This window comes from Eubacterium sp. BIOML-A2 (genome assembly GCF_009680135.1).
Classification (GTDB): Bacteria; Bacillota; Clostridia; order Lachnospirales; family Lachnospiraceae; genus Faecalicatena; species Faecalicatena contortus_B.
The window spans coordinates 91,421-101,537 of record NZ_WKZK01000007.1; the positions used below are offsets into that span (position 1 = coordinate 91,421).

Below are 10,117 nucleotides of genomic sequence, written 5' to 3' on the forward strand. Positions count from 1 at the left end.
TCTATCTGCATTTTTGTTTCAATCCGCGCTTCATGATTCATCCGCCCCCATACAGGTAATCGGATCCTCACTACCTTATCAAATAAACGCCTTTCACTTAGGATAACACAAACCTCTTTTCATTCCAAGTAGAAGAACCTTAAATTTTTCTAAGAAATTCCTAAGGGGCACTTCCCACATCCCATCCAATCTAATTAATCCGAAGGTAGTTTACAAGCTTCAGCCTTGTGAACGTATGGAGCGATCCTGTTCCCCCAAGCGAATCAATACGCTCCCCCCGTTTGGCGCCCCCTGACAAACGCCTCTCACCTTCCGATTGGATGCCCCCAGCGAAATGAAGGGATAGCCGCCAGCCTCCTAAGGGCACATATGCCGTTGTGAACTGCTAAAGCAGCCCTTAGAAATTCTTAGAAGGAGCCAGCCGCGAAAGTGGGGAGCATTTATGATTCCGAATCATAAATGCGGATGGCCCAGCGCGAGAAATCATCGGATTTCTTGTGCTGTGCCATCCCGTGCCCCACTTTCGCGGCTGGCTCCTTCTTAGAATTTCTTAGGTCTGTGTCCGCAATTCGCAACGGCATATGTGCCCTTAGGAGGCTGGCGGCTATCCCTTCATTTCGCGTCCCATCCCCAAGATACTACGCCAATTCTTTCAGCAGCTCAGTCAGATAACTCCACATATGCGCGATAGATTCTTTTGATACTTTTTCTTTTGTGGAATGCACATCGTAAAGGTTTGGCCCCGTCGAGATAATATCCAGCCCCGGTTTTTTGTTATCCCAGTACCCGCACTCAAGCCCCGCATGGATTGCAGCCACCTCAGCTTTTTTATCAAACAATTTTTCGTACAGTGCAATTGCCTTCTCCCGAAGAGGTGACTCTTTCCTGTACTGCCAGCCCGGATAATCGTTCTCAAAGATACAGGTATCGCAGTACTCATCCGCTATAATCTGGATTTTATCCCTCAGCATATATTTCTGTGATTCCACGGAACTGCGCAGGGACATCAGCAGGGTAAGCCTTCCGTCTTCCATTGTCAGCGCCCCCATATTCATAGAAGTCTCTATAAGGCCTTCTATCGCAAAAGAATATCCTGCTACACCGTAGGGCAGAAGCATCAGGCTGTTCATAATCTTCTTTTGATACATTTCCGTATAGACAACAGCACCTTCCAGCAGACTTCCCTCATCTAATTGGAAGGAAATAGAATCCGTGTACTGAAGTTCTGCCTGGAATGTTTTTTCCGCTTCCCGTATTTTTGCTTTTACGGAATCCAGATCCTCCGGCTTTATATAGAAACATACCGCACCATTGCTGGCAATGGCGTTCGCCTTTCCGGGGGCATCCAGATCATTGATCCGTATCTGCATATCTCTGAGGGCATACAGGAGCCTTCCGAGCAGCACAATAGAATTCCCCAGCCCCATTCCGATATTGATGCCTGAATGGCCGCCCGCAAGACCCTGGAAGGCCACTTTGAGAGGCACTCTTGCCTCCTTTAGCGTTTCTGTCTCCACATCCCAGGCCATACGGCATCTCAGACCGCCTGCACAGCTAGTGTAGAATACGCCCTCCTCCTCAGAATCCAGATTAATAAACCGCGTCCCCTTCAGAGAAGAAATGTCAATCACATCAGCGCCGATCAAACCTACTTCTTCCTGTACAGTAAACACGACTTCCAGATCGGGATGCGCGATATCATCACTGTCGAGAAGAGCCAGGCAATACGCGATTGCAATGCCATTATCAGACCCAAGAGAAGTTCCGTCCGCATAAAAGTATTCGTCGTCTTCCTTCACCTCGATCCCGTCGGCGTATACATGGCCGCTGTCATTTTCCTTTACATATACCATATCCAGATGTCCCTGGAGAATCACGGGCTCCCCGGCATGAGGTACTGTGGCGGGTTTACGGATTATGATATTATAATGAGAATCCTGTACTGCCTCCAGCCCTCTCTCCCTCGCAAAATCAGCAATATAATCGCTGATCGCCTTCTCATCTCCCGATGCTCTTGGTATCGAGCAGACTTTTTTAAAATAATAAATTACTTTTTCTATGTCCATTCGCTGCATTCCCTTCTTTTTTTATATAACAGGAGGACACCCTGGCACAAGCCTGCCGGGTGTCCCCATTTACTTCAGACCTGTTTTACTTTTAGTAACCTGCCACTCCCATTTTTTTGCAGATTTCAGCAAGCTCAGGATCTACATATTTGCCGTTTTCTTCGATTGCAACTCCATCCAGAATAATGGATGGTTTGGAAACTACACCATCCGTGTGAGATGCAGCTGTCCAGTAACTACCGCGTATCATCTTGCCCTGGCTTCCGATACCGAATTCCATGCAGCCAAAGATTCTTTCGTCCTCTACGATACGTCCCGTAGCCTTTGATACTCCCGGATTGAAACCAAGTGAATAGTGAGCCAGACGGAACATATTCGGATCGTCAAATGAGTGCAGCCATGAACTGAAACGCTCTGCGTCTTTGCCGCCTTCAATCTTTGTCACGATTCCATTTTCCAGTGTCAGCTCTACATTGTCTGACAAAATCCCCATATCTGTTGGCGGGAAGATAGCTGCGTCAAAGACCAGTTTGCCGTTGATTGTCTCTTCGATCGGGCACCAGCTGATCTGTCCGCACATCATGAACGGATATCCTTTAAATGTAGCCAGCTGGCCGGAATGGCGGACCTTTCTGCCTTCATTTCTGGCTGTAAGATAGGTTCCGTTTTCATCCTTGATGATGATTTCATTGCCCGCTTCCATCTTTGCCTTGAGCGCTTCCCCGAGTTCAACAACACGCGCCACATCCACTTTGCCGATACAGTTAACAATCATGGTTACATCCATACCAGTCAGGTTGATATAGCGGCATCCGAAATCGATTGCCTTTCTCCAGGACTCACACAGCATAATGGAGGAGTAAGATAACTCGATCCATACATCTGCCACTGCCACAGCATTGCCAAGCGGAGCAATTGGCTCTGCGTATGCATTCTCATTCGTCGGAACGTAAACAAGCACAGGATTAGCTCCTACAATATATGCTGCGTTCATAATCGCATCCAGCACTCTCTTATCCGTGGATGTATCACCCGTTACAACTACGTTCTCGCCGGGTTCAACCAGCATGACTTCTTTTACTAATTTATAAGCCGCTTTACTAACCTCATAAGATAAATACTCCGGCGCCATTTCGATTCCAATTGGATATTCCATATTATTTGTCCTCCTTTAAACTGAATACACGGGTTTTTTATTCATACTCTGCAATGCCAAGCTTTTTGCAGTATGATATACAGGTTTCTTCTTTGTATATGCCGTTCTCTTCAAGAACTTCCCCATCCAGGATGATGGTAGGCTTAGATACCACTCCGTCCGTGTGGGATGCTGCATCCCAGAATGCCCCCATCAGGCTGGCCCCCTGGCTTCCGATGCCGAATTCTATGCATCCAAAGATTCTCTCGTCTTCCACAATTCTTCCTGTGGCCTTGCGCACACCCGGGTTAAATCCGATTGAATAATGTGCCAGGCGGTACATATTCGGGTCGTTAAACGATGCCAGCCACTTCTTAAAAATCTCAGCCTGTGCACCGCCTGTAATCTCTGTCACGCGGCCTTCCTTGAATTCGAGCCTTACCGGATCTTTCAAAAGCCCAATCTCACTCGGCGGGAACAGCGCTGCGTCAAATACCAGCGTACCCTCGATCGTCTCCTCCACCGGGCACCAGCTTACCTGTCCGCCGAGCATCACAGGATAGCCCTTCTTTGTTGCGAGCTGTCCGGAATGTTTTACTTTTCTTCCCTGGTTATAAGCCTTCAGATTTGTTCCGTTTGCATCACGCACAATGATCTCGTTAGATGCCTGCACCTTCTGCGTCAGGTACTCGCCAAACTCAACCACTACATCGTATTTTACTCTACCTACAGTGTTTACCAGCATGATCGTATCCATACCGCAGAGGCAGGTATACCTTGCCCCATTTGCTATAGCTTTCTGGAAGCACGGTGTATGCATAACACAATAATATGCAAACTCGATCCATACATCTGCTACAGCCACCGCATTCGCAATTGGCAGGAATGGCTCTTCAAACGCCTTGCCTGTTGTCGGGTATTTGATCATGACCGGATTGGCTCCGATGGTGTATGCTGCGCTCATCACCGCATCGACCACTCTCATATCAGTCGAAGTGTCCGCTGTAACCACGACGGATTCCCCCGCTTTTACAAGCATGACATCTTTCACAAGTTTCATGGCCGCACGCTGCACCTCATAAGACTGATACGAATCTGTCATTTCAACGCCGATTGGATATTCCATTTCCATCACTCCTTCTTTTAAATTGTTTTTTTACTCAAACATACCCTCGGTAAATTTATCCGGAGCAGTTTTTGCCTTAATTTTCATTGCCGCATAGTAAACAATACCGGTGATCAGCAGGGACTGAAGCGGCGGAATGCCGATCTTCACTACATAAGTTGTCACATAACCCACTGCCGTTCCAACCACCATAGCCAATGTGGCCATAAAGTTCCATCCAAGTTTGTCTACCCAGTTTTGTTTTCTTGCAAAGAAATCCACAAACATAACTCCTGCAATTCCCGGATACAGCAGTGCTGCCAGGCTCAGCAGGTCCTGGAAGTGCTCCAGGATTCCCCACAGAGAGAGGATAATTGATAATACGGTACCGACCAGTGTTACAGTCGCTCTTCCTTTATTAGACGTCACATTTAAAATGTTTGAAAAAGAAAGACCCATTGTATAGTTGTTCACCAGCTGGCTGGTCCATGATGCAAGCCACAGCACGATGAATCCCCATACCGGGAATCCCAGATTCTGCATGACTGCCACGATATCGGCAGTTCCGTTTCCTGCTGCCATAATAGCGCCGATAAATACAAGCGGGATGCCGATTGCAATAATTCCGAGAGGAATCAGGATGTTGTCTTTCCACTTTGGTTTTGCATATCTGGTATAGTCCGCTGCGATTACAAACTGGGAAACATTCATGCCCAGCAACATAGTAACACCTGCCGCAAAAGAAATATCCCCGCTGCCCTGATAGTTCATAATGTTGGACCAGCCCACATTCTTCAGTGCCAGATAAATACCTGCCACGCATAACAGCAATCCACAGGGTACTGCGAGATAATCCGTCCATTTCATGGAAGAATATCCGATAATAGACGGTATAGCAAACAGAAATCCAACGATAATCGTAACAATCGCCCATGCAATTCTGTTCGTTGTATAATCTATCCCCAGTATAACACAGAGTGCATTTCCTGTAACCGATGTCTGGATCGCCCACCAGCCCATGCTGATGACTCCGATTACAAGCGCTATGATGAATTTCGCCTGCTTGTCACCAAATCCCTGTCGTGCAATTACAGAAGAAGACAGCCCTGTCTTTGCTCCTATGTACCCGCTCAATGTATTGCCGCCCCAAGTAAGTATTAAAAATGTAAACAGTACAACCGGAACCATACCCTTGATTCCAAACGCCCCGATCAGCGTTGCACCAATCATCAGAATCGGAACACAGAACTCGAGTCCGCCGAATATAACCGCCGGTGTAACCCAGTTCTGCCGCTGATCCAGCGGCACAGGTGTCATCGGCTCGTCCACGATTGCTGCCTTATCTTCTTTTTTCTTGCCCATATTCTAGTATCCTCCTAAGTCCCTCATTCTTTATAGTTTGCTGTAAACTTCATACCTCTTCATATTCCTCCAGGGAATACCTTTCCTTGCCTGCTCAAGTTTTTCTTTTTCCAAAACGACCCTCGCATAAGCCTCATCAGTGGTACAAAGCCTCATCAGTGTACTCCCGTCCGGATTGGACACGGTCGAATTGCCGCAGTACTGCGCATCTCCCGATGCCCGGTTCAAAGAAACTGTATATACCTGATTCTCCGCTGCCCTCATCTTGCTGCACGTGGTAAATAAATCTTCCCACCCAACGCCCCATGCGCTCGGATAAATTATGACATCCGCATCTTCCTTCTGCGCCAGCGGTGTGGAAACCTCCGGAAATCCCTGATCCGCACAGATCAGCAGACCGATATTCCAGCCCTTGAACGGCACTGTAACAAGCTCATCCCCTTTCTCAAAAAAGTCATTTTCTGTGTCCCAGAGGTGGATCTTGCGGTATTCTCCCAGCAGTTCTCCCTTTTCATTCCAGATGCAGGCTGTATCATAATGTTTATCGCCCTCCGGCACATGGATTCCCGCCAAAATCGCAATTCCATACTCTGCTGCAAGTTCTGAAAAAAATGCTGCCTCTCTGTCAGACAATACAGCGCTTTCGAAATCATAACCACTGATGCACAGTTCCGGGAAACAGAGCAGGTCAATATCCCCGGCCGCATGGCTTTCTACAGCCTTTCTAATCTTTCTGCGGTTATCTTCAACCTTTCCCTCCAAAACTGCCATCTGCACAATCCCCAGTTTCAGCAATATCTCACTTCCTTTCCCCATCTTAAAATATTTTTTACGATGGCTTTCATTTATATTGATATTACCACAATTTTTGTATAAAATGAAATCACATAATTTTATGACCTAATAAGTTCCGATTATATGGTTAATTACCAGAAAATTCAGAAAGGATTTATGCAAAATGTTAGATCAAAAACTGGACACATTCCTCATCCTGTGCGAGACCAGGAACTATACTCAGACGGCAAACAGGCTGAATATTACACAGCCCGCTGTCACTCAGCACATTAAATTTCTGGAAGGATATTACAAGACCAAACTTCTGTATTACGATGAAAAGCGCCTGCTCCACCTGACCGAGCATGGGAAACTGCTCCGCTCCTACGCCCAGACGATCAAATCAGACTCCCGGATTATAGAACGAAAGCTCAAAAATCAGCCCGAACAGCCTGATGAACTCAAACTTGGAACACTGACTACGACCGGGGAATCCCTTGTTCCGCATATGGTTGCCCAATACCTGAAAAAGTACCCTGACAAAAAGGTCAACATGTATCTGGGGGAGGCGGATGCACTTCTGCAGCAGCTCAAATCGGGCCGCATTCAGTTCTGTATTATAGACACCTATTGTCCGCCTCTGGAATATGAGAGCTGCGAACTCTTTGAAGCCGACACAATCTGTGTCTGTTCACCGGAGCACCCGCTTGCCGGCAAGACCGTCGATTTCAAGGATCTCAATAGTTACCGGCTGATTTTCCGAGAAAATGACACCAACTCCCACCGGAACCTGATGAAGATTCTCCATGCACACAACCAGGATATCGACAGCTTCCGTTCTTATGTTGAGATCGGCACGATCAATACTGTGCAGAAAATGGTCATGGAAAACGTTGGAATCTCTTTTATCTACCGCTTTGTCGTGCAGGAGAACCTGGAAAAAGGCCTTCTAAGCCAGATACATATACGCAACTTTTCGTCACATTCCATGTTCAACTTTGCATGGATGAAAAACAGCTTTTTTACCCCCGGCAACATGCAATTCCTGGAAGTATGCAGAGAAGTCCTGAATTCTTCCATTTTTCAAAATAACGGTCAGTTTTCTTCGCCCTCCTGAAGAAAACTGACCGTTTCTTTTTCACGCCGTCTGTCTGCCGGCTATTTTTTCGCTTTTCCCAGCTGCAGGGTGGACGTAAAGAAACTATATAGGGCTGAACCTGCAATGGAACCTGCACCAAGAATGTACAGGATACTCTGTCCTTCTTCCCCCTTCATCTTAACAACGATGATTCTGAAGATCAGGGCTACGATAACCGTGATACCCGTAATTGTGGTACCAACAAGAAGACCTGTTGCAAACAGGACACCCAGCTGCTTCTTCGGACCGCCGATAAACTGGATAATCGCACCCGGTATCGCAAAGATCAGCAGCCATTTCGCAATCTCAGGACTAGAACCAGCATCAATTGTTGTTACGAAGGTACGAGAAACCGGTGCAAACATGTCCTGTTCGAAGTATGTATTAAACATCGCAAGAACAACAACAAACGCTACACAGAATGAAATAATTTCCGCGATATACTGCTGTTTTCTTCCCGCACGCTCAAACTCAGGATCCGCACCGTTTCCACGGAGAATATATCCGCACTTTAAGTCATACGCCATATCAGAGAATGCCGGTCCTGTGGCCGCCGTATAACCTGCCAGTATTCCCAGCGGAATCTTCGGAAATCCTATCATCATACCCACAAGCAGGAAGATCAGGGCCGTGGCAAATCCGGGGAACCATCCCGAATGCATCGCCGACATCCCTACGATCAATTCTGATGCGATTGCAGAGAACGCTGCAAATATTACCCAGATAATCAGTTTCGGAACGGACATCTCAGCATACATGCCAGATACCACCGCAAGACCGATCGCAACTACAACATATGCAATATAGCCTTTGGCAAGAGCCCCTCTCATATCGGCAATACTGCTTGTAAACCTGCCGGCAACGCTATTCTTGCCATCTTCCTTTTTGAACAGCATAATCCCAACCTGGATCAAAGCTACAAGGCCTGCACCGATCATGATGCCGTGAGGCACATAGTATTGGGACATATTAAACTGATTGTCGTTACTGATACCTATTACAAGAGCACCCACTCCAAATGCACCAAGCGCCCACATATCACCGATCCATGTAACGCCGAGAAGGTCGGTCGGAATTCCCAGTGCTTTTCCGACAATACCGATGCCCATACCTACAATAAGCAGCATTGCTTTTTTGCCCTTATTGACTACCGCCAGAATGGTCTCTGCAGCCGCAATTCCAGGCGGCCATGGCTCATCTGCAGGGAACATCGGAGTATCAAAGGTCTTATAAAGTATGGTTGCATCAATAATGGTTGCTAAAAGCACACCCACCAGCATAGGAACCACCAGCTGCATTTCCCCCATCAGGTATGGAATACCAATGGGAAGGATCAGGCTGTTAGCCGCAGAAAAAGTTGCACCTGAAATCGATGTCTGCACCAGGTTCTGCGCATGGATATTCTTATACTTTTTAAATATTGCAAGCGGTATCCTGGAGAGGATAATTGCAAAAAGTGCACCTACGATAGACGTATTCGTGCTGATACCGACACGTACGATCAGCTCCATCCCGATGATCGCACCCAGAACTGCAAGTATAATGTTCAGGATCAAGATCGCCGGACTTAACGCTAACGGATGCTTCTGTCCCTGTGTCCCGTTATTTTGTTCGTTCATTAAAACGCCTCCTTTGTGTTAAACTCTGTTAGTTGTAAACCTGTGTTGCTTAAATGTCTAACATTTCGCTGACGGTCCTTGCCAGAGTTGTCCTGCAGAGCAGAACAGGCTTCTTCGCGATGGATGAAACAATGCTTTTCGCCTCTTTTGTAAAACCAATACAATCCATCACAATCAGATCCGCGTCAATATCCCTTGCTTTTTCCGCAGCTTTCCGCACTTCAGCCATATCTCCATAGGGGTTTGCCGGTATGGGAGTAACTTTCTCCATGATCGGCCCCCACTGGTCATATGCCTGCTGCACCTGTTGTTCATCAGGTGTTATCACTATGATGTTGGAGTTTTTGCTCAATGCCCGAGCCAAACCATTCAAAATCTTTGCCGGATACACAAGCGGTACCTTTGCTTCAAATATGTCCGGAAAAGTTCCTGCACAAAACAGCATGATGAGAACCGCCCCCTGCTCTTCCAGCCTTGAGATGCAGGTCTGCATCCTTTCCAGTATAAAACTTTCTCCGAATTTGGCAAACGTACCATCATTTAAACGTGAAACAAGAACATAATCTGTTTCCAGAGGTGCCATAGACCGGATCTGTTCCTTTGTCAGCCCGTCCAGTGCACCTGCCTGCAGCAATTCCACCCCCTCGCCGAATATCGGCAGGATATCAGGTGTTACATCCACCCTAGGTGATTGCCCGATTGTAACCGCTCCAATCTTCATCAACCCACCTCCTTTTTCTTTACATCCTCCTTCCCTCAGACACCATAGCAATTATTATACAAAAAGGGACTTATCCTATGTTTGTAAGATAAGCCTCCTTGCTGTATGCTCTTATGTAGTGCTAGCGTAAAATTTTATTCGGATTAAATGAAAAGAGGACACCACTTTGTGATAAAGTATTTATGGCTTGCAACCAA

8 protein-coding genes are annotated in these 10,117 nt (G+C 46.8%); 1 reads left to right on the plus strand and 7 read right to left on the minus strand.

Annotated elements, in window-relative coordinates; genetic code table 11:
- Nucleotides 1–638: 638 nt before the first annotated feature.
- From pepD to GKG43_RS04485, 5 genes are all read right to left on the minus strand, one after another.
- Entirely contained in the window at nt 639–2,066 is a 1,428-nt protein-coding gene (gene pepD, locus GKG43_RS04465; RefSeq protein ID WP_243125818.1) for a beta-Ala-His dipeptidase, read from the minus strand.
- Nucleotides 2,067–2,157: 91 nt separating this feature from the next.
- Nucleotides 2,158–3,222, minus strand: coding sequence for a hypothetical protein (locus tag GKG43_RS04470; protein WP_050641771.1), 1,065 nt, complete (start codon nt 3,220–3,222; stop codon nt 2,158–2,160).
- 37 nt (nt 3,223–3,259) lie between these two features.
- Nucleotides 3,260–4,327: a hypothetical protein gene (locus GKG43_RS04475; protein ID WP_050641772.1), complete on the minus strand. Its 1,068-nt coding sequence runs from the start codon at nt 4,325–4,327 to the stop codon at nt 3,260–3,262.
- Between the two features lie 30 nt (nt 4,328–4,357).
- A complete protein-coding gene (locus GKG43_RS04480) occupies nt 4,358–5,668 on the minus strand; it encodes a cytosine permease (protein WP_050641773.1) in 1,311 nt (436 codons plus the stop codon).
- A gap of 30 nt (nt 5,669–5,698) precedes the next feature.
- The gene (locus tag GKG43_RS04485; protein WP_055149950.1) at nt 5,699–6,484 is read right to left on the minus strand and encodes a carbon-nitrogen hydrolase family protein; all 786 of its coding nucleotides are present in this window, start codon (nt 6,482–6,484) and stop codon (nt 5,699–5,701) included.
- A gap of 142 nt (nt 6,485–6,626) precedes the next feature.
- Between GKG43_RS04485 and GKG43_RS04490 the strand changes: the two genes are divergently transcribed.
- Nucleotides 6,627–7,559, plus strand: coding sequence for a LysR family transcriptional regulator (locus tag GKG43_RS04490; RefSeq protein ID WP_129878786.1), 933 nt, complete (start codon nt 6,627–6,629; stop codon nt 7,557–7,559).
- Between the two features lie 41 nt (nt 7,560–7,600).
- Here the strand turns inward: GKG43_RS04490 and GKG43_RS04495 are convergent, their stop codons facing one another.
- Both GKG43_RS04495 and GKG43_RS04500 read right to left on the minus strand, forming a co-directional pair.
- On the minus strand, nt 7,601–9,199 hold the full coding sequence (locus tag GKG43_RS04495; RefSeq protein ID WP_129878788.1) for an OPT/YSL family transporter: 1,599 nt from the start codon (nt 9,197–9,199) through the stop codon (nt 7,601–7,603).
- 49 nt (nt 9,200–9,248) lie between these two features.
- Nucleotides 9,249–9,920 carry an AroM family protein gene (locus tag GKG43_RS04500; RefSeq protein ID WP_050641777.1) on the minus strand — a complete coding sequence of 224 codons (672 nt, stop codon included), beginning with the start codon at nt 9,918–9,920 and terminating at the stop codon, nt 9,249–9,251.
- Between the last annotated feature and the right edge of the window lie 197 nt (nt 9,921–10,117).